Below are 23,984 nucleotides of genomic sequence, written 5' to 3' on the forward strand. Positions count from 1 at the left end.
CGGCGGCGGCAAACGCCGGTGCTTCGCCCCTCCTGCCGCGCACCCGCGTGAGAACACCGCTGCGACCTGAGACATGGGCGCGGTCCATAGGGATCAGGGGCGCCCCAACCGTGGCTGGGCGCCCCTGATCTCGTTACCGCACCGGTGGATCAGTAGCGGTAGTGGTCCGACTTGTACGGGCCCTCGACCGGCACGTTGAGGTACGCGGCCTGCTCCTTGGTCAGCTCGGTCAGCTTGGCGCCGAGCGCGTCCAGGTGCAGGCGGGCGACCTTCTCGTCCAGGTGCTTCGGCAGCGTGTAGACGCCGATCGGGTACTCCTCGAGCTTGGTGAAGAGCTCGATCTGCGCGATCGTCTGGTTGGCGAACGAGTTCGACATGACGAACGACGGGTGGCCGGTCGCGTTGCCGAGGTTCAGCAGGCGGCCCTCGGACAGCACGATGATCGAGTGGCCGTCGGCGAACTTGAACTCGTCGACCTGCGGCTTGATGGTGATCCGCTCGACGTCGGCGCGCCGGTACAGCCCGGCCATGTCGATCTCGTTGTCGAAGTGGCCGATGTTGCCGACGATCGCGTTGTGCTTCATCCGCGCCATGTGGTCGGCGGTGATGACGTTGAAGCAGCCGGTGGCGGTGATGAAGATGTCCGCAGTCTCGACCACGTCCTCGATCGTCGCGACCTGGTAGCCGTCCATGGCGGCCTGCAGCGCGCAGATCGGGTCGATCTCGGTGACGATCACCCGGGCACCCTGGCCGCGCAGCGACTCGGCGCAGCCCTTGCCGACGTCACCGTAGCCGAAGACCACGGCCACCTTGCCGCCGATGAGCACGTCGGTGGCGCGGTTGATGCCGTCGATCAGCGAGTGGCGGCAGCCGTACTTGTTGTCGAACTTGCTCTTGGTGACCGAGTCGTTGACGTTGATCGCCGGGAAGAGCAGCTGGCCCGCGGCCTGCATCTCGTAGAGGCGGTGCACGCCGGTGGTGGTCTCCTCGGTGACGCCCTTGATGTCGGCGGCGACCTTGGTCCAGCGCTGGTTGTCCTCGGCCAGCGAGCGGTGCAGCAGGCCCAGGATCACCGCGTACTCCTCGGAGTCGGCGGTGTCGACGGCCGGGACGGCGCCCAGCTTCTCGAACTCGGCGCCCTTGTGCACGAGCAGCGTGGCGTCACCGCCGTCGTCGAGGATCATGTTCGGGCCCTTGCCGTCCGGCCAGAGCAGCACCTGCTCGGTGCACCACCAGTACTCCTCCAGCGTCTCGCCCTTCCAGGCGTAGACCGGCACGCCGGCCGGCGCCTCGGGGGTGCCGTCCGGGCCGACCACGATCGCGGCGGCGGCGTGGTCCTGCGTGGAGAAGATGTTGCAGGACGCCCAGCGGACCTCGGCGCCGAGCGCGGTCAGCGTCTCGATCAGCACGGCGGTCTGGATCGTCATGTGCAGCGAGCCGGTCACCCGCGCGCCACGCAGCGGCTGCGCGTCCGCGAACTCGCGCCGGATCGCCATCAGGCCGGGCATCTCGTGCTCGGCGAGCTGGATCTCCTTGCGGCCGAAGGCGGCCAGCGACAGGTCGGCCACCTTGTAGTCGCCCTCGGCGACTGTCTGGGGCCGAACGGGAAGGGTGCTGGTCATGAAAGCTCCTGTCGATACGTCACCGATGACCGACCCACTACCTTACGCGTCGCCGATGGTGACCGTGGAATCGCGCTGGCCACCCCGGGGCGGGGAACCCGCCGGAATGCGCACGGGGCGGTCGGTGACGTGAGTCCCGACCGCCCCGTGCATCCCCCCGGTTTGGCATGTCCGCGCGGCCACCCCGTGACCTTGCGTAGTTATAGACTCACACTCGGCAACCACCATGTCAAGCGAAAACCCTAAAAATCGGGATTGGTACGGAGCCGCAAATGGCGAAACCGGGCCGGCCCGTGCGGGCGACCCGGTTTCGGCGGAGCCTGGTCAGACGCCGGTGGCCGCCACGAAGGCCGCGCCCGGGCCGGACAGCCGCAGCGGGCCGGCGTCCGCACCGGCGAACGCGGCCGTGCCCGGCGCGATCTCCACCACACCCTGCCCGTCGTCCGCCCGGACCGCGCCGCCCACCGCCAGCACGATGCGCGGCCCCGGCACGTCCAGCGTGACCGTGCGCGCCCCCGGCACCACCTGATGCAGCAGGAAGTCGGGCACCGGCACCGGCCAGGCCCGTACGCCCTCGGCCAGTTCCGCGGCCGGGTGCAGCGGCTCGTCCAGCGGCTCGAAGCGCAGTACCTCCAGCAGCTCGTCCACGTCGACCCGCTTCGGCGTCATGCCGCCGCGCAGCACGTTGTCGCTGGCCGCCATGATCTCGATGCCGGTGCCGCGCAGGTACGCGTGCAGGTTCCCGGCCGGCATCCAGATCGCCTGGCCCGGCTCCAGCCGCACGTGGTTGAGCAGCAGTGCCACCAGCACGCCGGTGTCCTCCGGGTAGAACCGGGCGAGCTCGGCCACCAGCGGCGCCGTCCCGGCCGCCACCGCGGCCTTCACCAGCCCGGCCCGGCCCTCGACCGGCCAGGTGAGCAGCGTGCGCACGGCCTCGCGCGGCCCGCCCGGCCCGGTGCGCAGGGCGGCCGTCACGCCCGCCAGCTCCGCGATGCCCAGCCCGTCCAGCCGGTCCGCCGCGACGGCCGGGTCGGCGAAGCCGCACAGCGCGTCGAACGGCGTCAGCGCCACCAGCAGCTCCGGCTTGTGGTTCGCGTCGACGTAGCCGCCGTGGCCGGCCGCGAAGCGCGCCCGCGCGTGCTCCAGCGTCGGATGCGCCTGCAGCGACAGCGGCGCGTCGGCGGCCAGGATCTTCATCAGGTACGGCAGGCGTGGGCCGAACCGCTCCACCACGGCCGGGCCGAGCAGCCGGTCCGGCTCCGCGGCCAGCAGCTCGTCCAGGCCGGTCCCGGCCACCCGCGACGGGTCGGCCGGGTGCGCGCCGATCCACAGCTCCGCCTCCGGCCCGTCGGCGGGCGCGGTACGGCCCTGTATCTCGGCGATCGCGGACCGCGATCCCCACGCGTACGGACGGATGACGCTGGTCAGAGGCTTCATGTCTACTTTCCGGTCGGTGCTTCGGAGGCGAGCTGGGTGCCGTCGAATCCGGACTTCGGCGTGGCCGCGGCCTCGGGCCTGAACACGTCCGGCTCCAGGTAGATGACGCGCGCGATCGGCACGGCGGCCCGGATCCGCGCCTCCGCCTCGTCGATGTGCCGGACGACGTCGGCCGCGGTTTCGTCGGTACGGACCGCGAACTTCGCGGCGACCAGCAGTTCCTCCGGGCCGAGGTGCATCGTGCGCATGTGGATGATCCGGTCGACGGCCTCGCCGTCCAGCAGCGCCCGCTCGATCGCGGCCTGGTCCTGCGGCGACGCACCCTCGCCGAGCAGCAGGCTCTTGGTCTCCACGGCCAGGATGACCGCGATCGAGACCAGCAGCAGGCCGATCGCGCCGGTGCCGAGCGCGTCCCACAGACCGTGCCCGGTGATCAGCGTGAGGCCGACGCCGAACAGCGCCAGCACCAGGCCGATCAGCGCGCCGAAGTCCTCCAGCAGCACCACCGGAAGCTCCGGCGCCTTGGCCCGGCGGATGAACTGCCTCCACGAGGCGTCGCCGCGGGTGTGGTTGGACTCCTTGATCGCGGTACGGAACGAGAAGCTCTCCATCAGGATCGCCGCCACCAGCACCGCGACCGGCACCCAGTGCCAGGACGTGATCGCGCCGTGGTTCGGGTCGGTGTGCGCCTCGTGCCACTTGTGGTACGCCTCGTAGAGCGCGAACAGGCCACCGAGCGAGAACAGCACGATCGACACGATGAACGCGTAGATGTAGCGCTCCCGGCCGTACCCGAACGGGTGGTCCGGCGTCGCGGCCCGGCGGGACCGTCGCCCGCCGAGCAGCAGCAACGCCTGGTTTCCGGAGTCGGCCACCGAGTGGATCGACTCCGCCAGCATCGACGAGGACTGGGTCAGCAGGAACGCGACGAACTTCGTCGCCGCGATGCCGAGGTTCGCGGCCAGCGCCGCGATGATCGCTTTACCGCCCTCGCCGGTGCTCATCGGTCAGGAGATCCCTTCGGCGCGGATCGGGTTGGCCAGTTCCTTCATCTCCGAGATCGCCGGAACCGCCATCGGGTCGAGGCCGTGCGCGAGCGCCAGGTAGATCGAGGCGAAGTCGGGCACCGCGATCAGTGACGCCAGCCGCTCCAGCGCGGAACCGCCCTCCGCGGTGACCACGTCGCAGCGCACGCCGCGCCGCTCCGCCAGCGTCTGCACCGCGTCCGCGCGCCGCTCCTCGACCGCGACCGGCTCGTCGTTGGCCTCCTGCGGGTCGAGGCCGCCGTCCCGCAGCAGCACGATGCGCAGCCGGGTCGGCTCCGCGTCGACCTCCGGGTCGGCGAAGATGTCCCGCTCGGACTCGACCAGGCCGCCGAAGACGCCGTCCAGCAGACCGACGCGGCCACGGCCGGCCTCGCCGAGCGCGCCGGAGACCACGGGGTACCGCGCGTTGGCCGACAGCGTGTCGGCGAACCGGCGTGCGGCCACGGTGGCCAGCGGCGACGAGCCCCAGACGATCGGCACGGAGCCGGCCAGGCCCAGCGCCAGCGACTTCGCCGGGTTGACGAACGACTCCAGGCCGGGGCGGCAGCGGTCCGCGTCCGAGTCCAGCCGGGTCGCGGTCTCCGCCAGGTCCGCCTCGTTGATCTTCACCAGGTCGAGGTGGCGCGCGGCCAGCAGCACCGGCACGGCCAGCGACCACAGGCTGGCGCGGGCCGGCGCGCGGCGCGGCACGCCGATGAACGGCGCGCGGGCCGACTCGGCCACGGACTGCAACCGCGAGTCGGGCGCGCCGATCGCGACCAGCCGGGCACCGCGCCGGGCGGCGGCCTCGGCCGCGGCCAGCGCCTCCGGGCTGCGGCCGGACGCGGAGACCGCGACCACCACGTCCGCGGCGCCGACCCAGCCGGGCACGCCCGGGCTGCGGTGCGCGATGACCGGCGCCGGGCAGCGGGGGCCGGCGACCGTGCGCAGGATGTCCGCGGTGAGCACCGCGGTGCCGGCGCCCGCGATCACGACCGCGCGCGGGCGGCCCTCGCCGGAGATCGCGCTGAGGTTGGCCTCGGCCGCGAGCTGCGCGGACTCCCGGACCTGGGCGCCCGCGGACGCGGTGGCGCGGAGCATGCCACCCGGGTCCTGCGCGGCCATCAGCTTCTCGTCGTCGAGGATGCGCTCGTCCACGACGCGCCGGCCCTGAATCCCCGCGGTGCCGTCCACCGGGTTGCCCATCAGCGGTCTTCCTCCTGGTCCGTGCGGTGCGGACCCGACGGAGCCGTTCGCGCCTCGTCCAGCAGCATCACCGGGATGTCGTCCTCCACCCGGAACTCGCGCCCGCACTCGGTGCAGGTCAGCGTGCCCGCGCCGGCGTCGTAGGACAGCGGCGCGCGGTGCGTGTCCGGACAGGTGATGATCTCCAGCAACTGCGGATCCAGGGCCACGAACGGCTCCCTTCCAGGGTCCTGCGGGTGTGTTCCCCGCGACCCCAGAATGCTAACCGCGAACGATCGCCAGAACGTCGTCGCGCAGCCGCGCCATGCGCTCCGCGGTCGGCGCCTCCACGTTCAGCCGGAGCAGCGGCTCCGTGTTGGACGGGCGCAGGTTGATCCAGGCGCCGTCCTCGAAGCTGATGGTCAGGCCGTCCAGGTCGTCCGTGGGGTTGCCGGCGAACGCGGCGCGCACCTCCGCGGTCTTCGCCGCCGCGTCCGACACCGTGGAATTGATCTCACCGGAGGCGACGTACCGCTCGTAGGCGGCGCCCAGCTCGGACAGCGGCCGGTCCTGCTCGCCGAGCGCGGCCAGCACGTGCATCGCGGCGAGCATGCCGGTGTCCGCACCCCAGAAGTCGCGGAAGTAGTAGTGCGCGGAGTGCTCGCCGCCGAAGATTGCGTCGGTCTTCGCCATCTCCGCCTTGATGAACGAGTGCCCCACCCGGGTACGCACCGGCTTGCCGCCGTGCTCGGACACGATCTCCGGCACCGCGGTCGAGGTGATCAGGTTGTGGATGATCGTGCCGCCCGGGTGCTTGGCCAGCTCCCGCACGGCCACCAGCGCGGTGATCGCGGACGGGGAGACCGGGTCGCCGTTCTGATCGATGACGAAGCAGCGGTCCGCGTCGCCGTCGAACGCCAGGCCGAGGTCCGCGCCGTGCTCGACCACCGCGGCCTGCAGGTCCACCAGGTTCGCCGGCTCCAGCGGGTTCGCCTCGTGGTTGGGGAACGAGCCGTCCAGCTCGAAGTAGAGCGGCACGATCGAAAGCGGCAGGCCGGGCAGCACCGCGTCGCCGAGCACGGCCGGGACCGTGTGGCCGCCCATGCCGTTGCCCGCGTCAACGACCACCTTGAGCCGGCGGATGCCGGACAGGTCGACCAGCGACCGCAGGTGCGCCGCGTAGTCGGCCAGCAGGTCGCGGCGCTCCACCGGCACGCCGTCGACCGGCGTGAGGCCGTCGTCGAGCAGCTGCTGCGCGCGGTCGCGGATCTGCGCCAGGCCGCTGTCCTGCCCGATCGGCTTCGCACCGGCCTTGCACATCTTGATGCCGTTGTACTGCGCCGGGTTGTGGCTGGCGGTGAACATCGCGCCGGGCAGGCCGAGCACGCCGGAGGCGTAGTAGAGCAGGTCGGTGGAGCCGAGGCCGGCGTGCACCACCCGGGCGCCGGCCGCGATCGCGCCGGCCGCGAACGACTCGGCCAGCGCCGGGCCGGACTCGCGCATGTCGTGCGCGATCACGATGCGGTCGGCGTCGTCACCGAGCGCGCGGAGCGTCTCCACGAAGGCCTGGCCCAGCGCGCAGGCCGCCGCGGTGTCGAACTGATCCGGGACCGTACCCCGTACGTCGTACGCCTTCACGATCCGTGACAGCTCAGCCAACTCAACGCTCCTCACGCCTCGTCCTACGCCTGTGTAGCCGACCGGGGAAGCGTATCGGAGCCGTGTTCACCGGACGTGACGAGGCGGGTGACCGGCACACTGCCGATCGGTCACGCGCACGTGACGAGCAGGAGGGCCGATGCTGTCACTCGGTCACTCTGGGCAACCTCGTGGTCGGGTCCGGCGGGGTGGTGCGGTTCCGGTGGGCGTTCGGCCCGGACGGTACGCCCGGGAAGCGCTGCGTGGGCGGGTCGACCGGCGGCTGCGCGGGCAGCACCTGGGTGGCCGAGCCGCCGCCGGTCCAGCCGCCGCCCGGCGCGCCGGGACGCGGACCCGCGCCGTAGACGCCGCCACCGCCGCCGGGCGGCCACGAACCGCCGGGGTCGGCCGCGAGCGCGCCGTCCTCCTCGCCCCGGTTGCGGCGGATCAGCAGCACGATCAGCGCCACGCCGACGCCGACCATGACCACGCCGATGGCGATCGGCACGCCGAGGCCGTTGAACGGGCCGTCGTTCGCGGACAGGGAGACGGGACCCTGGTCGTCCGGCGGCAGCGAGGCGAACGAGGTCTCCGCGGCCGCGGGTTCCTCGGTCTTCTCCTCCTCCGGCGTGGGGCTCGGCGACGGCGACTTCGACGGGGTCCGGCTCGGCGTGGGGCTGGGCTCGTCGGCACCGCCCCGGATGCGCGCCTCGTCGTCCCCGTCGGCCAGCCGCTCGCCCTGCTCGTCGAGCATGAAGCCCTCGAAGCGCACCTCGCCGTTCGGCGCGTTCGGCCCGAACGCGACCTGGAACCGCACGGTCTGCTGCCGGTTCTGCCGCTCGCACATCTGGGCCTCGGCCGGCTGCACCAGCTGCGTGACGAAGTCGCCGTCGCCCTGCGCGCTCAGCTGCACCTGGATGAGCTGGCCGCCGGAGCTGACGCCGACCGCGACCTGGTCCGCGCTCAGGTCGTCGGCGCGGATCCGCAGCTGGGCGCGGGCGCGCACGCAGCCGTCGTCCTCGCGGCGCATGCGGATGTCGACGTTCTGCGGGCCGCTGCCCGCGTTGAACGAGCTGGGCGCGCTGACCGCCACCTCGTCCGCGTACGCCGGAGCAGCACCCAGCACGACGGCGCCGAGCAGCCCGACCGTCACCGTCATGAGGGCGCGCGCCACCCATCGCCGTACAAGCATGTCTGGGAGGCTACATCGGCGGCACGACAACACCGAAGTCGTCGAACGGTCGATGACCACACCCTTTTACGGGCTTTTCATCTGGTACGTTCCGCGAGCGCGGCACGGCAGGCGTGATCCGCGGCCCGCGTCGTCTCCGGCAGCCGGAACCGCGGCGCGAGCGCCAGGACCTGCGCGGTCGCGCCCGCCACCGAGCAGCGGTGGCCGGGCGAGACGAACACCGGCCGCACCCGGTCCTGGGTGCGCAGCACGGCGCCGACCGTCACCCCATCGAGCGTGATCGGGCTCGCATCGCCGCGCCGCTCCCCCGGCATCGTCCAGTCGCCGGTCAGGTGCGTCTTGCCGACGCCCAGCGCGGGCAGGCCGGTGAGCACGCCGAGGTGGCAGGCGAGCCCGAAGCGGCGCGGGTGCGCGAGGCCGTGCCCGTCGCAGACCAGCAGGTCGGGGCGGACGGTCAGCCGGTCCAGCGCGTCGAGCAGCGCGGGGATCTCGCGGAACGCGAACAGGCCCGGGACGTACGGGAACGCGGGCCGGCCGATGGTGATCGCCTGGTCCACCGGGGCGAGCGTGCCGGCGTCCAGCACCACCACGGCCGCGACCAGCCGCTCGTCGCCGTCCGCGTAGGCGACGTCCAGGCCGGCCACGGTCCTCGGCGGCGGGCCCGCGTCGGTGAGGTCGACCAGGGGGCGCAGCCGGTCCTGCTCGGCCTCGGCCTCGGCGACGGTGGTGGGCCAGGCGGTCAACCGGATGCCTCCGCTGCTCGGGGTGGAAACGGTGCGGTCACGCCGGAGACCGGGTGCCGCCGGCCGGGCGGGCGTCCGTACCGCCGATGGATTTTGATCTTCTAGAGCGCGAGGCCGGTGAGCACCATGACCCTGGGCTCGGTGTAGTCCTCCATCGCGGAGCGGAGGCCCTCGCGGCCCACCCCGCTGCCCTTCACGCCGCCGTAGGGCATCTGGTCCGCGCGGTAGGACGGGACGTCGCCGATGATCACGCCGCCGACCTGGAGCGTCTGGTGCGCCGCGAACGCGGTGCGCAGGCTGTGGGTGAAGACGCCGGCCTGCAGGCCGTAGGCGGAGTCGTTGACCGCGGCGAACGCCTCCTCGTCGCCGGACACCCGCTGCACCGCCAGCACCGGGCCGAAGACCTCCTCGACCAGCACCTTCGCGCCGGGCGGCACGTTCGTCAGGATCGTCGGCGCGTACGAGCAGCCGTCCCGCTTCCCGCCGGCCAGCACCTCGGCGCCGGCCGCGACCGCCTCGTCCACCCAGGCCTCGACCCGCTTCGCCGCGTCCTCGCTGATCAGCGGGCCGACGTCGGTCGCCTCGTCCGCCGGGTCGCCGGTCCGCAGCTCGCGCACCCGCTCGACCAGGCTCGCCACGAACCGGTCGTGCACGTCCGCGTGCACGTAGACGCGCTGCACCGCGATGCAGCTCTGCCCGGCCTGGTAGTTGGAGAAGACCGCGACGCGCGACGCCGCGTGCGCGACGTCCTCGTCCGAGGACCAGTCCGCGCAGATCACCACCGCGGCGTTGCCGCCCAGCTCCAGCGTCACGTGCTTGCGCGGCACCGAGTCCTGGATCAGGCCGCCGACCGGGCCGGACCCGGTGAACGACACCACCGGCAGCCGCGGGTCCCTGACCAGCTCGGCCGTGCGGTCGTTCGGCAGTGGCAGGACGGAGAACGCGCCCTCCGGCAGGTCCGTCTCGGCCAGCAGCTCGCCCAGCAGCAGCGCGGACAGCGGCGTGGCCGGCGCCGGCTTCAGCACGATCGGCGCGCCGACCGCGATCGCCGGGGCGACCTTGTGCGCGACCAGGTTGAGCGGGAAGTTGAACGGGGAGATGCCCAGCACCGCCCCGCGCGGCACGCGCCGCACCAGCGCCATCCGGCCCTCGCCGGCCGGGTCCGTGTCCAGCCGCTGCATCTCGCCGGCGAACCGGCGTGACTCCTCGGCGGCCCAGCGGAACACGGAGACCGCGCGGGCGGCCTCGGCGCGCGCCCACTTCAGCGGCTTGCCGTTCTCCGCGGTGATCAGCCGGGCGACCTCGTCCGCGCGCTCCCGCAGCCGCTGCGAGACGTGGTCCAGCGCGGTGGCCCGCACGTGCGCGGGCGCCGGCGCGAGCACGGCCTTGTTCAGCGCCTCGTCCACCTGCTCGGGAGTGGCGAAGGTGGTGCGGCCGACCACGGCACCGTCGTAGGGATGCCGCACGACCACCTCGTCGCGGCCGTGCGCGGGCTGTCCGGCGAGGTAGAACGGGGTGATGTCCATGGGCGCGGATCCTTTCCCTCTCCACCGAGCCTAGTCCTTATGGAAACAGTCGCCAGAACCCTTGCCTGCCACGGTTTCCGTAGCGAGGATGGCGGAGGAGTGACGGATACGGCCTTACGGAGACGACATGAGTGACAGCACGGTCCTCCGCAACTTCATCAGCGGTGAGTACACCGACCCGGTCGACGGCCGCTACTCCGACCTGATCGATCCGACCACCGGCGAGGTCTTCGCCCAGGCCCCGATCTCCGGCGAGCGCGACGTGGACGCGGCCATGCGCGCGGCCGCCACCGCGTTCGAGACCTGGCGCGACACCACGCCGGCCGAGCGGCAGCGCGCGCTGCTCAAGCTCGCCGACGCGGTCGAGTCCCGCGCGGCCGAGCTGGTCGACGCGGAGGTCCGCAACACCGGCAAGCCGCGGCGGCTGACCACCGAGGAGGAGCTGCCGCCGTGCGTGGACGAGCTGCGCTTCTTCGCCGGCGCCGCCCGCATGCTGGAGGGCAAGTCGGCCGGCAACTACCTGGCCGGGCACGAGTCGTACGTGCGGCGCGAGCCGATCGGCGTCTGCGCGCAGGTCACGCCGTGGAACTACCCGCTGATGATGGCCATCTGGAAGATCGCGCCCGCGCTCGCGGCCGGCAACACCGTGGTGCTCAAGCCGTCCGACACCACGCCGGTCTCCACCCTGCTGCTCGCCGAGATCGCGGCCGAGTTCCTGCCGCCCGGCGTGTTCAACGTGGTCGCCGGCGACCGGGACACCGGGCGTGCGCTGGTCGCCCACCCCACGCCGCAGTTCGTCTCCATCACCGGCTCCACCCGCGCCGGCCGCGAGGTCGCCGCGGCCGCCGCGCCCGACCTCAAGCGCACCCACCTGGAGCTGGGCGGCAAGGCGCCGGTCGTGCTGTTCGACGACGCCGACGTGGCGGCCGCGGCCGAGGCGATCGCCGGCGGCGGCTACTTCAACGCCGGCCAGGACTGCACGGCGGCCACCCGGGTCATCGCCGGCCCCGGCATCTACGCCGACCTGGTCGCGGCGCTGGCCGAGCAGGCGCGGGCCACCCGCACCGGGCTGCCGGACGACCCGGACGTGGCGTACGGGCCGCTCAACAACGCCAACCAGCTCGCCCGCGTCACCGGCTTCCTGGAGCGGCTGCCCGCGCACGCCTCGGTCGAGGCCGGTGGCGGCCGGGTCGGCGACCGCGGCTACTTCCACGCCCCCACCGTGATCTCCGGCGTGCGCCAGGACGACGAGCTGATCCAGGACGAGGTCTTCGGGCCGGTGATCACCGTGCAGCGGTTCACCGACGAGGACGAGGCGGTGCGCTGGGCCAACGGCGTGGAGTACGGGCTGGCCGCCTCGGTCTGGACCCGCGACCACGGCCGCGCCATGCGGATGACCCGCCGGCTCGACTTCGGATGCGTCTGGGTCAACACGCACATCCCGTTCGTGTCGGAGATGCCGCACGGCGGCTTCAAACACAGCGGGTACGGCAAGGACCTGTCGATGTACTCCCTGGAGGACTACACGCGGGTCAAGCACGTCATGCACAACATCGAGGTCTGATGTCCGCCTCCTCGGAGCTGTCCGCGCGGCGCGCCTCGGCCGTGGCGCGCGGCGTGACCAGCGTGATCAACTCCTATGTGGCGCACGCGTCCGGCGGCACGCTGACCGACGTCGACGGGCGCGAGTGGATCGACTTCGCGGCCGGGATCGCGGTCACCAACGTCGGCAACGCGGCGCCACGCGTGGTCGCGGCCGTGCGCGAGCAGGTCGAGCGGTTCACCCACACCTGCTTCATGGTCGCGCCGTACGCGCTCTACGTCGACGTGTGCGAGCGGCTCAACGCGCTCACCCCGGGCGACTTCGAGAAGCGGTCGATGCTGGTCAACTCCGGCGCCGAGGCGGTGGAGAACGCCGTCAAGATCGCACGACACGCGACCGGGCGGCCGGCCGTCGTGGTGCTGGAGCACGCCTACCACGGGCGGACCAACCTGACCATGGCGCTGACCGCGAAGAACATGCCGTACAAGCACCGGTTCGGGCCGTTCGCCGGCGAGATATACCGGGTGCCGGCGTCGTACCCGCTGCGCGACGGCGGACTCTCCGGCGAGACGGCCGCGGCCCGCGCCATCGACCTGATCGAGAAGCAGATCGGCGCGGAGAACGTGGCCGCCGTACTGATCGAGCCGATCCAGGGCGAGGGCGGCTTCGTGGTGCCCGCGCCCGGCTTCGTACCCGCACTGCACGCCTGGTCCGCCTCGGCCGGCGCCGTGTTCATCGCCGACGAGATCCAGACCGGCTTCTGCCGCACCGGCGACTGGTTCGCGTCCACCTTCGAGGGCGTCGAACCCGACCTGATCACCACGGCCAAGGGCATCGCCGGCGGCCTGCCGCTCGCCGCCGTCACCGGCCGCGCCCCGATCATGGACGCGGTGCACGCCGGCGGCCTGGGCGGCACCTACGGCGGCAACCCGATCGCCTGCGCGGCGGCGCTGGCCAGCATCGAGACCATGCGCGAGCTGTCGCTCGCCGACGCCGCGGCATCCATCGAGGCCACCATGGTCCCGCGCCTGCGGTCCATCGCGGCCCGGGATCCCCGGATCGCGGAGGTACGCGGAAGGGGCGCGATGCTGGCCGTGGAACTCGTGTCGCCGGGCACGCTCACGCCCGATCCGGCGGCCGCGGCCGCGGTGTCCGCCGCCTGCCACGCGGCCGGCCTACTGACGCTGACCTGCGGCACGTACGGGAACGTGCTCCGCTTCCTGCCGCCACTGGTCATCTCGGAGCCGGAGTTGGAACGCGGGCTGGACATCGTGGACGCGGCGTTCGCGTCAACCGGCGAGGGTAGGGTCGGCGGCGGGGTCACCCTGCGCCAGTAGTTCGGTCTCGAACATGACGTAGGTACGACGCCGGAGTCCCTCGACGAGAAGGCGCTCGCGGTCACTGAGCCGGCGGTTCTCCGCCTCCGCCACCTCCTCGATCCCACGAATGGTGTCGTAGAGGGCGAAAACCGGCCCTTCCCCCCGCAGGTAGCGCCCCCGCACAGCTTCGGTCTTCTGGACAAACTCCTCGCGGGTCAGCACATTGACCTCCTGCGTCGTGCCATACAGGATGTCGTCCGCGATGTCGTTGCGCGGCTCCCAGCCACCGGCCTCTCCGGAAAGACGCCAGATCGCGGCACCTCCCTCTGAGGTCGCCACCATCTTTCCGGGGACCTTGTAATACAAGAAATAGTAGGGAAGCGCCAAACCGGGCGGGCTGTAAGACTCAGTCATGGGCCCCCCTCGTCGACTGCAGGGCATCCCAGAAATATCGCTGTTGTGCCCGAATCAGTCCATCATGTATCGCCTGCTCGCCGGGCGTCATCCTACGGCCCGCCTCGTTCGCAACACTCTGCAGGTCGCGCCGCACCTCGAATAGCGAGTGTTCCCATATCGCCACATCATCCACAGCCTTCAAGTGCAGCCGCAGCTCGGCAATGTGCCCGCCCGAGAGGCGGACGTTCACGCGCAGATCCCGATAGCCACTCCTCGCGGGATTCTTGATACGATCGTCGAACTCCACGATATCCAACGAATCCTCGCTATCAATCATCCGCAGCGCCCTATACGCATCATCAATCGCGTTGAACTGTATATAGGCACCAGTAAGATCCGTCAATAGCGATGCATCGTTCAGATACCCAGCAACCTTGTCCATAGCGCGCTGCCGACTCTTCGGCTTCGAGCGCGCGTGCAGCTCACCGCCACACCGTTCGGCAATCTCGCCCGATATCCGATTCAGTTCCGGCTGAGCCTCTGCCGACCGGGCATACAGGAGATCAACGTATGCGGTGAGGTAAGCCTCATCCCGACTGCGGCCAATGTCGAAATCTGGCTGGCGGGCCTGGGCACTTCGAGCCGCTAAGGAGGAGCTAATTTCGGCGTGTTCCCCAGTGAGTTCGAACTGCGGCGGTCCGCCAGGGCGCTGCGGCGACAATCCGCTCGAAGCCTGCGCTTCTGTTTCGGCTACTACCTCGCCGAGGACGGTGATTGCCTGTTGGTGGGTGGCGAGGTTGTGGAGGGTGAGGGGGCGGGACAGCAGGCTGTGGCGCAGTTCCGGCGAGGACTGCATGATCCGGACCAGGTCGGGGTGGGCGATCAGCTGTCCCACCAGGTGTTCGGCCAGCAGCGGGCGGCCGGGCTCCGGTGCGTTCCAGGCCTTTTCCAATGCTGCCCGCACGTCCGCGCCGGCCAGGAGTGCGGAGACGTCGCGTACCTCGGCCGGTGACAGCTGCGGGGCGAGGCGGGTCAGGGCGGCCGGGTCCAGGTGCGCGGCGAGCTGTGCCGGGGTGACGCCGGCGGCCAGCACCGACTCCAGGTCGGGGGCCGCGTCGATGACGGCTCGGGGCGTACCCGAGAAAGATCTTTGCGCCGCCAGGTGCCGCTCCCGCACCGACTCCTCCGGCTCCGGCGTGGCACGGATTACCGGGATGTCGGAGGTCGGCATCCCGAACTCGCCCGGCCCGAGCAGACCCGGCGGGCTCGGCTGGGCGGTCGCGGTCCCGGCACGATCGGTCTTGTCCGGCGAGGCTCCTGCGGCCGAGTTCGGTCTCGGCGCGACGCCGGTCTCCTTCGGGCGCTCCACCGATGGCGGGAGCACTACCGATTCGTCGATGCCGAAGGACTCGGAGGCGAGTACGCCCGGGGACGGCACGCCCGGTTGCCCGACCGGGTCCTTGGCGGGACGGAACGCCGGTTTCCCGCCGCGCTTGGCACCACCCGGGCTTCCACCGCGCGGACCGGCGCCGACGATCGGCGGCGCGACGACGATGCCCGGTCCGGCGGCGGCTCCCTCCGATCCGGGTGCGGCGCCCGAGGTGGCCTGCGCCGGGCCGCTGGACGCCGCGAGTTCCGGTCCCTCCTGGCCGGCGGGTGCCGTGTCCGCGCTCAGCCCGCTCGGGGCGCCGCCCGTCGTCGCCACGTCACCGAGGCCACCCGCGAGTGGGCCGGGACCCGGCGTGGGGCGTTCGTCATCGGTGCCACCGTGATCGGCCGACCAGTTCTCCACGGCGTCGCCCGGGTCGAAGCCGGCGCCCCCCGCGACCGGGCCGGCTTTCGGGTCGGAGCCTTGCGACCGACTGGAGTTCAGCGCCTCCTCGGCCGACGTCACCGCCCGGGCGAGGCCACCGGCCACCGGGGAACGGTCGGCGCTGGCGGGCCGGTCCACGGTTCCCCGGGAGGCGGGCGCGTCGCCGGCCGGCCCCGGTGTGACGCCGCCGGTGAGTGGGCCGGGCGTCGTCGCGGTGGTGGGTGGGCGGTCGGGGCCGTTCGCCCAGTCGTCGGCGATCCGCGAGGCGGCAGCGGCCTGACCCGCGGGCGGTACCCCGGTACCCAGACCGGCCGTGAGGGGGCCGGCCGCCCCCTGATCCGCCGGTCGGCCGAGGCCGTCCGTCCAGCCGTCGACGGCCCGGCCCGCGGCTGCGACCTCGCCTGCCAGAGCGGGGCCGACTCCGCTCCCGCCGGCGACCGGCCCGGCAGCGGGCGAACCGGCAGCGGGCGAACCGGCAGCGGGCGAACCGGCAGCGGGCGAACCGGCAGCGGGCGGATCGGCCGCGCCCGCGGCTGCGACCTCGTCCGCCGGAGCAGGGCCGACTCCGCTCCCGCCGGCGACCGGCCCGGCAATGCGCGAATCGCCCGCGCCCGCGGCTGCGATTTCGCCCGTCGGAGCAGGGCCGACTCCGCTCCCGCCGGCGAGCGGCCCGGCAGCGGGCGGATCGGCCGCGAGCGCACCGGGAAGTCCACCGGCTCGCCCGACGGTGGCCCCGGTGCCGGCCGGCGGCTGCGCGACCGGGCCGCCGAGCGGAGTACCGGCGGTGGAATCAGCGCCCGCCGACGCTTCGGCGGACACCGGCGTCGCGCCGCCCGGGTCGCTCGACGCCACCTCACCGGATCGGTCCGGATGTGCGGGCGCCGGTTCGCCGGGGGCGTCGTCGGCGACCGATGCCAGCCCGGTCCCCGAGGAGGCCGCCACCTCGGAGCCTGACCACTCGGTCGCCGGACCCGCGACCGACGGCACCGGATCGGACCCGACCGACGGCACCGGATCGGACCCGACCGACGGCACCGGATCGGACCCGACCGACGGCACCGGATCGGACCCGACCGACGGCGCCGAATCGGACCGGACCGGTGCACCGGCGGTCTGCGGCATCGAGTCCGCGACCCCGCCCGACGCGCCACCACGCTCCGGCACCGAGCTGACACCGACAGCGGAATCGCCACTCACGTCCGCGGCGGGCACCGCATCACCGGAGTCCACCGACCGGACGTCATGCGAGCCCGCACCGAAGACCGCCGCCGCCGCCTCCGGGTGCAGCGCGTCCTGGATCGCACCGGAAACGACGGGGTCCGGCGTACCCTCGGCCGGTTGTGCGGCGGCAGCCGCCGAGTCCGGTGAGAGCGCCGCTTCGATCGTGGCCGCGACCGGCCCACCGTCATCGGAGGGATCGGACGGACCCGCCGCGGCGGTCAGGCCGTCCAGCCGGGTGGCCAGATCGGGGTTCAGCGCCGCATCACGGGCACCGGACGTGACCGCCATGGCGAGATCGGTGAAGGTCAGGTCGCCTCCGGTGGAAACGGCGGCGGCGGCCTCGCCCAGCACCTCCCCGGCGGCCGAGCGCGCCAGACCGTCGGCGAAGCCCCCCGTCGCGCGGAACCCCGCGGTGGACGCGGCCGCTCCCCCGGCGAACCCGGCCGTGGCCGACCTACGGAGCGAGTCGACGTCCACCCCGTCGCGATGACCGGCGGACACCTGGTGGGCCTGAATCCCGCCGTCCAGCGCGACTTCCCGCGCCGCCTCGGAAACCCCGTCCCGCAGCGACCGGCGGGCGAGCGACGGCGCCGAGCGGGCACCCTTGGACGCCATGGCGGCCACCAGCCGCTGGAAGATCCGCTGTACGGCCAGGCGGCTGACCGTGAGCGCGGCGGCCGCCGCCGGGGTCGCGGCGCCCAGCGTGAGCGCCACCGCGACGGTGAGCGAGATCAGCTCGATGACGAGCAGCGTGACCTCGATCCACACCTCGAGCTTGGCGGCCTCGATGTCGCACCCGCACTCCTCGACCATCCTGCCGACCTCGTCGGTGGCGGTCAGCAGCTCGCCGAGCGCGGCCTGGTCGCCGGCGGCGATCGCGGCCCAGGCGGCGCGGAAGGCCTCGGACGCGGGTCCGGCGTACGAGTTCTGGAAGGCGGTGGCGGCCACGGCGGCGTCGTCGGCGGGGGCGGCGAGCAGGGCGGCGACGCCGTACCACTCCTCGGCCAGGTCCCAGACGGCCTTCTCGTCGCCCTCGGGCCACTCGACGCCGACGACCCATTCGAGGCCCTCGCGGATCCAGCCGGGGGCGTCGAGCCAGAGCAGGTCGAGCGGGTGCGGGATCGGGCTGGGCAACACCGTCACGAGTCCTCCCGATCGTCCCGCGGCCACGAGCCACCCATTCAAGCAGGTGGGTGCCAGCCTCCGTAGGTCACGCAACGTTCGTGCAACGTCACGGAAACTAACCTGCGCGCGACAGCCCACGGCGAGGAGGCCGCACATGTCTCGTTACGCAGCGCCCGGTCAGGACGGCGCGATCGTCTCCTACGAGACGCGCTACGACCACTGGATCGGCGGCGAGTACGTACCGCCGGCGAAGGGTCAGTACTTCGAGAACCCCAGCCCGGTGAACGGGCAGGTCTTCACCGAGATCGCCCGCGGTACCGCCGACGACGTCGAGCGCGCGCTGGACGCGGCGCACGGGGCGGCGCCCGCGTGGGGCCGCACGCCGGTGGCGGAGCGCGCGGTGATCCTGCACCGGATCGCGGACCGGATGGAGGAGAACCTGGAACGGCTCGCGGTCGCCGAGACCTGGGAGAACGGCAAGCCGGTCCGGGAGACGCTGGCCGCGGACCTGCCGCTGGCGATCGACCACTTCCGCTACTTCGCGGGCGCGATCCGCGCGCAGGAGGGCGGGCTCGCCGAGCTGGACGAGGACACGGTGGCGTACCACTTCCACGAGCCGCTCGGCGTGGTCGGGCAGATCATCCCGTGGAACTTCCCGATCCTGATGGCGGTCTGGAAGCTGGCGCCCGCGCTCGCGGCCGGCAACGCGGTGGTGCTGAAGCCGGCGGAGCAGACGCCGGCCTCGATCCACCTGCTGATGAGCCTGATCGCGGACCTGCTGCCGCCGGGCGTGGTCAACATCGTCAACGGCTTCGGCGTGGAGGCGGGCAAGCCGCTCGCGAGCAGCGCGCGGGTGGCGAAGGTGGCGTTCACCGGCGAGACCACCACCGGGCGGCTGATCATGCAGTACGCGTCCGAGAACATCAAGCCGGTCACGCTCGAGCTGGGCGGCAAGAGCCCGAACCTGTTCTTCGACGACGTGTCCGTCCGGAACGACGACTTCTTCGACAAGGCGCTCGAGGGCTTCACCATGTTCGCGCTGAACCAGGGCGAGGTCTGCACCTGCCCGTCGCGCGCGCTCATCCAGGCCGGCCACTACTCCGACTTCCTGGCCGCGGCCGTCGAGCGGACGAACGCCATCAGGCAGGGCAACCCGCTCGACACGGACACCATGGTCGGCGCGCAGGCCTCCAACGACCAGCTGGAGAAGATCCTGTCCTATCTGGACATCGGGCAGCGTGAGGGCGCGAAGCTGCTCACCGGCGGCGAGCGGGCGGATCTCGGCGGGGACCTGGCCGGCGGGTACTACGTACAGCCGACGATCTTCCAGGGCGACAACGCGATGCGCGTCTTCCAGGAGGAGATCTTCGGGCCGGTGGTGTCGGTCGCGTCGTTCACCGACTTCGCGGACGGCATCAAGATCGCCAACGACACGCTCTACGGGCTGGGCGCGGGCGTGTGGACCCGCGATCTGAACACGGCGTACCGGGCCGGGCGCGCGATCCAGGCCGGGCGCGTCTGGACGAACTGCTACCACGCGTACCCGGCACACGCGGCGTTCGGCGGCTACAAGCAGTCCGGCATCGGCCGGGAGAACCACCGGATGATGCTCGACCACTACCAGCAGACCAAGAACCTGCTGGTCAACTACTCGCCCAAGGCCGTCGGGCTGTTCTGATGGCATCCCGGGTCGACGTCACGCCGGCCGCCGCGGACCTGATCAGGTCGTTGCGCGGCACGCACGGGCCGCTGATGTTCCACCAGTCCGGCGGGTGCTGCGACGGCAGCGCGCCGATGTGCTATCCGGCGGGCGAGTTCCGTACCGGCAGCGCCGACGTGCTGCTGGAGGAGATCGTGGTGGACGGCGTGGACGAGCCGGTCACGTTCTGGATGTCGGCCGCGCAGTTCGCGCTTTGGCGACACACGCACCTGACGGTCGACGTGGTGCCGGGCCGTGGCAGCGGCTTCTCGCTGGAGGCACCGGAAGGAGTGCGCTTCCTGATCCGTTCCCGCCTGCTCACCTCGGACGAGCTCGCCGAGCTGGGAGATTGAGAATTCCATTTTCCCGCTTCCGGCGTGGCCGGTGTCCGCATGCTCCCGCGGGCACCGGTCGTCGCTGGCGCTCCTCCCTGCCGGTCCCGCGGTGGCCGGCCGCGGGCGCTCAGACCGGCCAGGCGCCCTGGATCAGCGCGTCGTTCGCGTCGTCGGTGGCGGTGACGCGCCGGACCGCGACGGTGGCCGACACGCCCAGATCCTCCACCTGCGCGCCCAGGTCCTCCGTGGCCGCCAGCACGCGGGCCTCGACGGCGCGGTACCGCGCCTCGAAGGCCGCACCGATCTCGTCGGCCCCCCAGGGCGGCGCCGCGGAGAGCGCCTGGATCCGGGTGCCCGCCGCACGCGCCCGCCCCAGCAACTCGGCACCCGCGTCGGCCAGGTCGTGCGCGGCCCGCCCCGCCCGCGCCACCTCAACACGCACGTCACTCATGCCGCGCCGTCCTCCATGCTGCGGAATCCGTGTGGTCGGCGCTGAGCCGATGACTCGCTCGCACGCTCGCTCATGCCGGACCGTCCTCCACGCTGCGGTATCCGTGTGGTCGGCGCTGAGCCGATGACTCACTCGCAAGCTCGCTCATGCCGGACCGTCCTCCACGCTGCGGAATCCGTGTGGTCGGCGCTGAGCCGATGACTCACTCGCAAGCTCGCTCATGCCGGACCGTCCTCCACGCTGCGGTATCCGTGTGGTCGGCGCTGAGCCGATGACTCGCTCGCAAGCTCGCTCATGCCGGGCCGTCCTCAGATGCCGGGCCGAACCGGGGAAACGCGCCGGTGGTCAGGAAGGACATGGCGGCGCTGTGCGGCGGGAGGTGGTCGGCGAGCAGGTGCTGGACCGCGTCGGCCGCGTCCGCGGTGGCCAGGCCCACCAGGCGGGTGATCTCGTCGGCCAGTTCGTGCGGCGCGTACGCCCGGTAGGCCCGCGCCTCGATCTCCAGCGAGGTGAGCTGGCCGCGCGGCCCCACGGTGACCCGGATCAGCTCGTGCGTGTCGGTCGCGGAGGCGGACAGCTCGGCGAGGCTCGCCTGCAACTCCGCCATGCCGTCGCGGAGGCGCTCGTACTGCCCGTAGACGTCCGCGAAGCGGGCCTTGAGCGCGGCGTTCGCGTCGCGGTCGACGTGCTGGGCCACCGGCCATCCCCTCCCCCTGGTGCGGCGTGCCGACCATACCGGGCCGTGTCGAACGGCGAGGTCCACGGTTGGCACCGCGGGGTGACCTGGGTCACGATAGCGATAGTCCGCTGCCAGACACAGGGGAAGGACGTCGATGTCCAACCCGTGGCTCGCCCTGCACCTCGGTGCCGATCCGGCCGAACGCATCGGCCAGATCCGCCGTGCGCACGACGCGTTCATCAACGGCGGCACGACGTCGCAGGTCAGAAGCGTCGTCGTGGACTCCTGGCGGCGGTCCGCGGTCGCCTCGGTCGATCCGGACACGACCGCGCCCACCGACCTGACCGACGACGAGCTCGCCGGCTACCGCGCCGCCCACCCGCTGGCCCGTGTGCTGCCGCTCTTCCGCGATCTGCTCGGCGGCATCGCGGACGACGGCGAGCACCTGATGGCCGTCTGCGACGCGCGCGGCCGGCTGCTCTGGGTGGAGGGCCACGCCGCGGTGCTGCGCAGCGCCGCCGCGATGAACTTCGTGCCCGGCGCCCGCTGGGACGAGCGCCACGCCGGCACGAACGCGCCCGGCACCGCGCTCGCGGTCGACCACTCCGTGCAGATCTTCGCCACCGAGCACTTCAGCCGCCCTGTCCAGCGCTGGACGTGCGCCGCCGCCCCGATCCACGACCCCGCCTCCGGCCGCCTGCTCGGTGCCGTCGACCTCACCGGCGGCGACCACCTCGCCACCCCGCACAGCCTCGCGCTGGTCACCGCCACCGCCCGCGCCGCCGAGGCGCTGCTGGCCACGCCGGCCGGGGACCACGCTCCCGCCGTGACCGCGCTCGGCCGCGACGAGGCGGTGCTGACCGTGGCCGGCCGCCGTACCCGCCTGGGCCGGCGGCACAGCGAGTTGCTGGCGCTGCTGCTGTGCCACCCCGAGGGCCGTACCGGCGAGCAGTTGGCGCTCGACCTCTACGGCGAGGACCTCCAGGCCCCGGTCACGCTCCGCGCCGAACTCTCCCGGCTGCGCCGCACGCTCGGCCCCGCGCTGGTCGGCTCCCGCCCGTACCGGATAGAACCCGGCGTCACCGCCGACTTCCTCACCCTCCCCCGCCTGCTGGACGCCGGCCTGATCGGCGAGGCCCTCGACGCGTACGCCGGCCCGCTCCTGCCCGCCTCCGACGCCCCCGGCGTCGTCCGGCTGCGCCGTTCCCTCGACGACCGCCTCCGCACCGCTGTGCTCGAGTCCGGCGATCCGGCCCTGCTCGACACCTGGGTACGCACCGAATGGGCCACCGACGACCTCCAAGCCTGGGAGGCCCTCGCCCACGTCCTCCCCCCGCACTCCCCCCGCCACACCCTCGCCCTCGCCCACATCCACACCCTCACCCGCGAATACGGCCTCCGGAGCAACACGGCGCGGCGGCGGTCAGGAAAGCAGGAGTGAGAGGGCGAGAGCGGTCATGACCGCGGCGATGAGGGCGTCGACGACGCGCCAGGCGGAGGGGCGGGCGAGCAGGGGGGCGAGGCGGGTGGCCCCGAAGCCGAGGGCGGTGAACCAGGTGGCGCTGGCCGCCGCGGCACCGGCGCCGAAGAGCCACTGCTGCGGGTCCTGGTTGGCGATGGCGCCGAGGAGCACGACCGTGTCCAGGTAGACGTGCGGGTTGAGGAACGTGAAGGCGAGGCAGGCGAGCAGCGTGGTGCGGAGCGTCGCGGGCGGGCGGTCGAGCGGGCTGAGCGTGCCGGGGCGCAGCGCCCGGCGGGCGGCCAGCACCGCGTAGCCGAGCAGGAACGCGGCGCCGCCCCACCGGACGGCCGTGAGCGCGGCGGGCGCCTGGGTGAGGAGCGCGCCGAGGCCGGCGATGCCCGCGGTGATCAGCACCGCGTCGGAGACCGCGCACACCGCGACGACCGCGAGCACGTGTTCCCGGCGCAGGCCCTGGCGCAGCACGAACGCGTTCTGCGCGCCGATCGCGACGATCAGCGTGAGCGAGAAGCCGAAGCCGGCGAGGACGGATGCCATGACCCGACGCTAGGCGCGACCCCGCATGCACTCCAGCTAAAGATTGTGAAGGACCATTAGGATCGCTTAATGGCGCTGGATCCGGTGCAGCTCGCGACGTTCCACGCGGTGGTCGCGCACGGCAGCTTCGACGCGGCCGCGCGCGCTCTGCACGTCACGCCGTCCGCGGTGAGCCAGCGGATCAAGGCGCTGGAACGGGTGGTCGGCCAGGTGCTGGTGCGCCGGGCCCGGCCGTGCGAGCCGACCGCGGCCGGGCAGTCGCTGGTCCGGCTCGGCGGCCAGATCGCACTGCTGGAGCGGGAGGCGCTGGACGCGGCGCGGGGCGCGCTGACCGGCCGGGCGCGGGTGGCCGTGGTGGTCAACGCGGACTCGCTCGCCTCCTGGTTCGTGCCCGCGCTCACGGCCGTACCCGATGCGGTCTTCGATCTGCACACGGACGACGAGGGCCACACGGCGGACCTGTTGCGCGCCGGGACCGTGATGGCGGCGGTGACCACGGAGCGGGTCGCGGTGCAGGGCTGCCGGGTCCGGCGGCTCGGCGCGATGCGCTATCTCGCGGTCGCGGCGCCGGCCGTGCACGAGGCCTGGTTCGCCGGCCGCGACCTGGCGGAGGCGCTGGCCGAGGCGCCGATGGTGCGGTTCAACCGCAAGGACCTGCTCCAGCACCGGTTCGCCCGGGAGGTGTCCGGCCGCGACCTGGATCCGCCGGCGCACTGCGTGCCGGCGTCGTCCGCGTTCGACACGGCGGTCCGGCTCGGGCTCGGCTGGGGCCTGCTGCAGGAGCGGTCCGCGGCCGAGGACGTGGCGGCGGGGCGCCTGATCGACCTCGCCCCCGGGCGGTACGTGGACGTCCCGCTCTACTGGCAGTGCTGGCGCCTGGAGTCCGCGGTGCTGGACGCGCTGACCACGGCGGTCCACGACGCGGCCGCGACCGCCCTGCGCTGACCGGCGGCCCCGGGATGATCAGGAAATCTCCGGGTCAACCCGGATGAAATCTTCGCTCACCGTCTGAGACGGT

20 protein-coding genes are annotated in these 23,984 nt (G+C 72.8%); 6 read left to right on the forward strand and 14 right to left on the reverse strand.

Features of this window, described 5'->3' with window-relative positions; genetic code table 11:
- Nucleotides 1-149 precede the first annotated feature (149 nt).
- The 9 genes from ahcY to J2S41_RS29705 all read right to left on the reverse strand — a co-directional run bounded on the left by ahcY (nucleotide 150) and on the right by J2S41_RS29705 (nucleotide 10,368).
- A complete protein-coding gene (ahcY, locus tag J2S41_RS29665) occupies nucleotides 150-1,622 on the reverse strand; it encodes an adenosylhomocysteinase (protein WP_310372566.1) in 1,473 nt (490 codons plus the stop codon).
- 324 nt (nucleotides 1,623-1,946) lie between these two features.
- Nucleotides 1,947-3,059, reverse strand: coding sequence for a mannose-6-phosphate isomerase, class I (manA, locus tag J2S41_RS29670; protein ID WP_310372568.1), 1,113 nt, complete (start codon nucleotides 3,057-3,059; stop codon nucleotides 1,947-1,949).
- Between the two features lie 2 nt (nucleotides 3,060-3,061).
- Nucleotides 3,062-4,063 carry a cation diffusion facilitator family transporter gene (locus J2S41_RS29675; RefSeq protein WP_310372570.1) on the reverse strand — a complete coding sequence of 334 codons (1,002 nt, stop codon included), beginning with the start codon at nucleotides 4,061-4,063 and terminating at the stop codon, nucleotides 3,062-3,064.
- Nucleotides 4,064-4,066: 3 nt separating this feature from the next.
- Entirely contained in the window at nucleotides 4,067-5,290 is a 1,224-nt protein-coding gene (locus J2S41_RS29680; protein WP_310372572.1) for an SIS domain-containing protein, read from the reverse strand.
- Nucleotides 5,290-5,499 (reverse strand): Trm112 family protein, encoded by a 210-nt coding sequence (locus J2S41_RS29685; RefSeq protein ID WP_310372574.1) that lies wholly within the window; start codon nucleotides 5,497-5,499, stop codon nucleotides 5,290-5,292. The genes J2S41_RS29680 and J2S41_RS29685 overlap by 1 nt, the downstream gene beginning before the upstream one ends.
- A gap of 52 nt (nucleotides 5,500-5,551) precedes the next feature.
- Complete coding sequence (locus J2S41_RS29690) at nucleotides 5,552-6,928, reverse strand: phosphomannomutase/phosphoglucomutase (protein ID WP_310372576.1); 1,377 nt, start codon at nucleotides 6,926-6,928, stop codon at nucleotides 5,552-5,554.
- A gap of 145 nt (nucleotides 6,929-7,073) precedes the next feature.
- On the reverse strand, nucleotides 7,074-8,099 hold the full coding sequence (locus tag J2S41_RS29695) for a hypothetical protein (RefSeq protein WP_310372578.1): 1,026 nt from the start codon (nucleotides 8,097-8,099) through the stop codon (nucleotides 7,074-7,076).
- A gap of 77 nt (nucleotides 8,100-8,176) precedes the next feature.
- On the reverse strand, nucleotides 8,177-8,842 hold the full coding sequence (locus tag J2S41_RS29700; RefSeq protein WP_310372580.1) for an endonuclease V: 666 nt from the start codon (nucleotides 8,840-8,842) through the stop codon (nucleotides 8,177-8,179).
- Between the two features lie 101 nt (nucleotides 8,843-8,943).
- Nucleotides 8,944-10,368 carry an aldehyde dehydrogenase family protein gene (locus J2S41_RS29705; RefSeq protein WP_310372582.1) on the reverse strand — a complete coding sequence of 475 codons (1,425 nt, stop codon included), beginning with the start codon at nucleotides 10,366-10,368 and terminating at the stop codon, nucleotides 8,944-8,946.
- Between the two features lie 127 nt (nucleotides 10,369-10,495).
- Between J2S41_RS29705 and J2S41_RS29710 the strand changes: the two genes are divergently transcribed.
- Both J2S41_RS29710 and gabT read left to right on the forward strand, forming a co-directional pair.
- Complete coding sequence (locus tag J2S41_RS29710) at nucleotides 10,496-11,932, forward strand: gamma-aminobutyraldehyde dehydrogenase (protein WP_310372584.1); 1,437 nt, start codon at nucleotides 10,496-10,498, stop codon at nucleotides 11,930-11,932.
- The gene (gene gabT, locus J2S41_RS29715) at nucleotides 11,932-13,248 is read left to right on the forward strand and encodes a 4-aminobutyrate--2-oxoglutarate transaminase (protein WP_310372586.1); all 1,317 of its coding nucleotides are present in this window, start codon (nucleotides 11,932-11,934) and stop codon (nucleotides 13,246-13,248) included. The genes J2S41_RS29710 and gabT overlap by 1 nt, the downstream gene beginning before the upstream one ends.
- Here gabT and J2S41_RS29720 read toward each other — a convergent pair.
- Together J2S41_RS29720 and J2S41_RS29725 are read right to left on the reverse strand one after the other, a co-directional pair.
- A complete protein-coding gene (locus J2S41_RS29720) occupies nucleotides 13,201-13,644 on the reverse strand; it encodes a hypothetical protein (protein ID WP_310372587.1) in 444 nt (147 codons plus the stop codon). The two genes, gabT and J2S41_RS29720, sit on opposite strands and share 48 nt — an antisense overlap.
- The gene (locus tag J2S41_RS29725) at nucleotides 13,637-17,803 is read right to left on the reverse strand and encodes a WXG100-like domain-containing protein (protein ID WP_310372589.1); all 4,167 of its coding nucleotides are present in this window, start codon (nucleotides 17,801-17,803) and stop codon (nucleotides 13,637-13,639) included. The genes J2S41_RS29720 and J2S41_RS29725 overlap by 8 nt, the downstream gene beginning before the upstream one ends.
- 136 nt (nucleotides 17,804-17,939) lie before the next feature.
- On the opposite strand from J2S41_RS29725, the gene exaC reads away from it, so the two are divergent.
- Nucleotides 17,940-19,463, forward strand: coding sequence for an acetaldehyde dehydrogenase ExaC (gene exaC, locus J2S41_RS29730; protein ID WP_310372591.1), 1,524 nt, complete (start codon nucleotides 17,940-17,942; stop codon nucleotides 19,461-19,463).
- Complete coding sequence (locus tag J2S41_RS29735) at nucleotides 19,463-19,837, forward strand: DUF779 domain-containing protein (protein WP_310372593.1); 375 nt, start codon at nucleotides 19,463-19,465, stop codon at nucleotides 19,835-19,837. The genes exaC and J2S41_RS29735 overlap by 1 nt, the downstream gene beginning before the upstream one ends.
- A 109-nt stretch (nucleotides 19,838-19,946) precedes the next feature.
- Here J2S41_RS29735 and J2S41_RS29740 read toward each other — a convergent pair whose 3' ends face one another.
- Together J2S41_RS29740 and J2S41_RS29745 are read right to left on the reverse strand one after the other, a co-directional pair.
- Nucleotides 19,947-20,270: a hypothetical protein gene (locus tag J2S41_RS29740; protein WP_310372595.1), complete on the reverse strand. Its 324-nt coding sequence runs from the start codon at nucleotides 20,268-20,270 to the stop codon at nucleotides 19,947-19,949.
- 292 nt (nucleotides 20,271-20,562) lie between these two features.
- The gene (locus J2S41_RS29745; RefSeq protein WP_310372597.1) at nucleotides 20,563-20,967 is read right to left on the reverse strand and encodes a YbaB/EbfC family nucleoid-associated protein; all 405 of its coding nucleotides are present in this window, start codon (nucleotides 20,965-20,967) and stop codon (nucleotides 20,563-20,565) included.
- Between the two features lie 136 nt (nucleotides 20,968-21,103).
- Between J2S41_RS29745 and J2S41_RS29750 the strand changes: the two genes are divergently transcribed.
- Entirely contained in the window at nucleotides 21,104-22,390 is a 1,287-nt protein-coding gene (locus J2S41_RS29750; RefSeq protein ID WP_310372599.1) for a GAF domain-containing protein, read from the forward strand.
- Here the strand turns inward: J2S41_RS29750 and J2S41_RS29755 are convergent.
- The gene (locus J2S41_RS29755) at nucleotides 22,373-22,966 is read right to left on the reverse strand and encodes a LysE/ArgO family amino acid transporter (protein WP_310372601.1); all 594 of its coding nucleotides are present in this window, start codon (nucleotides 22,964-22,966) and stop codon (nucleotides 22,373-22,375) included. The two genes, J2S41_RS29750 and J2S41_RS29755, sit on opposite strands and share 18 nt — an antisense overlap.
- 69 nt (nucleotides 22,967-23,035) lie before the next feature.
- Between J2S41_RS29755 and J2S41_RS29760 the strand changes: the two genes are divergently transcribed.
- On the forward strand, nucleotides 23,036-23,911 hold the full coding sequence (locus J2S41_RS29760; protein ID WP_310372603.1) for a LysR family transcriptional regulator ArgP: 876 nt from the start codon (nucleotides 23,036-23,038) through the stop codon (nucleotides 23,909-23,911).
- Nucleotides 23,912-23,984 lie beyond the last annotated feature (73 nt).

This window comes from Catenuloplanes atrovinosus, assembly GCF_031458235.1.
Classification (GTDB): Bacteria; Actinomycetota; Actinomycetes; order Mycobacteriales; family Micromonosporaceae; genus Catenuloplanes; species Catenuloplanes atrovinosus.

Excerpts from the sequence above, each read along its gene's own strand:
- ahcY (WP_310372566.1), bottom strand. The coding sequence starts at position 1,622 with ATGACCAGCACCCTTCCCGTTCGGCCCCAGACAGTCGCCGAGGGCGAC.
- manA (WP_310372568.1), bottom strand. The coding sequence starts at position 3,059 with ATGAAGCCTCTGACCAGCGTCATCCGTCCGTACGCGTGGGGATCGCGG.
- J2S41_RS29675 (WP_310372570.1), bottom strand. The coding sequence starts at position 4,063 with ATGAGCACCGGCGAGGGCGGTAAAGCGATCATCGCGGCGCTGGCCGCG.
- J2S41_RS29680 (WP_310372572.1), bottom strand. The coding sequence starts at position 5,290 with ATGGGCAACCCGGTGGACGGCACCGCGGGGATTCAGGGCCGGCGCGTC.
- J2S41_RS29695 (WP_310372578.1), bottom strand. The coding sequence starts at position 8,099 with ATGCTTGTACGGCGATGGGTGGCGCGCGCCCTCATGACGGTGACGGTC.
- J2S41_RS29705 (WP_310372582.1), bottom strand. The coding sequence starts at position 10,368 with ATGGACATCACCCCGTTCTACCTCGCCGGACAGCCCGCGCACGGCCGC.
- J2S41_RS29710 (WP_310372584.1), top strand. The coding sequence starts at position 10,496 with ATGAGTGACAGCACGGTCCTCCGCAACTTCATCAGCGGTGAGTACACC.
- gabT (WP_310372586.1), top strand. The coding sequence starts at position 11,932 with ATGTCCGCCTCCTCGGAGCTGTCCGCGCGGCGCGCCTCGGCCGTGGCG.
- J2S41_RS29720 (WP_310372587.1), bottom strand. The coding sequence starts at position 13,644 with ATGACTGAGTCTTACAGCCCGCCCGGTTTGGCGCTTCCCTACTATTTC.
- exaC (WP_310372591.1), top strand. The coding sequence starts at position 17,940 with ATGTCTCGTTACGCAGCGCCCGGTCAGGACGGCGCGATCGTCTCCTAC.
- J2S41_RS29735 (WP_310372593.1), top strand. The coding sequence starts at position 19,463 with ATGGCATCCCGGGTCGACGTCACGCCGGCCGCCGCGGACCTGATCAGG.
- J2S41_RS29740 (WP_310372595.1), bottom strand. The coding sequence starts at position 20,270 with ATGAGTGACGTGCGTGTTGAGGTGGCGCGGGCGGGGCGGGCCGCGCAC.
- J2S41_RS29750 (WP_310372599.1), top strand. The coding sequence starts at position 21,104 with ATGTCCAACCCGTGGCTCGCCCTGCACCTCGGTGCCGATCCGGCCGAA.
- J2S41_RS29755 (WP_310372601.1), bottom strand. The coding sequence starts at position 22,966 with ATGGCATCCGTCCTCGCCGGCTTCGGCTTCTCGCTCACGCTGATCGTC.
- J2S41_RS29760 (WP_310372603.1), top strand. The coding sequence starts at position 23,036 with ATGGCGCTGGATCCGGTGCAGCTCGCGACGTTCCACGCGGTGGTCGCG.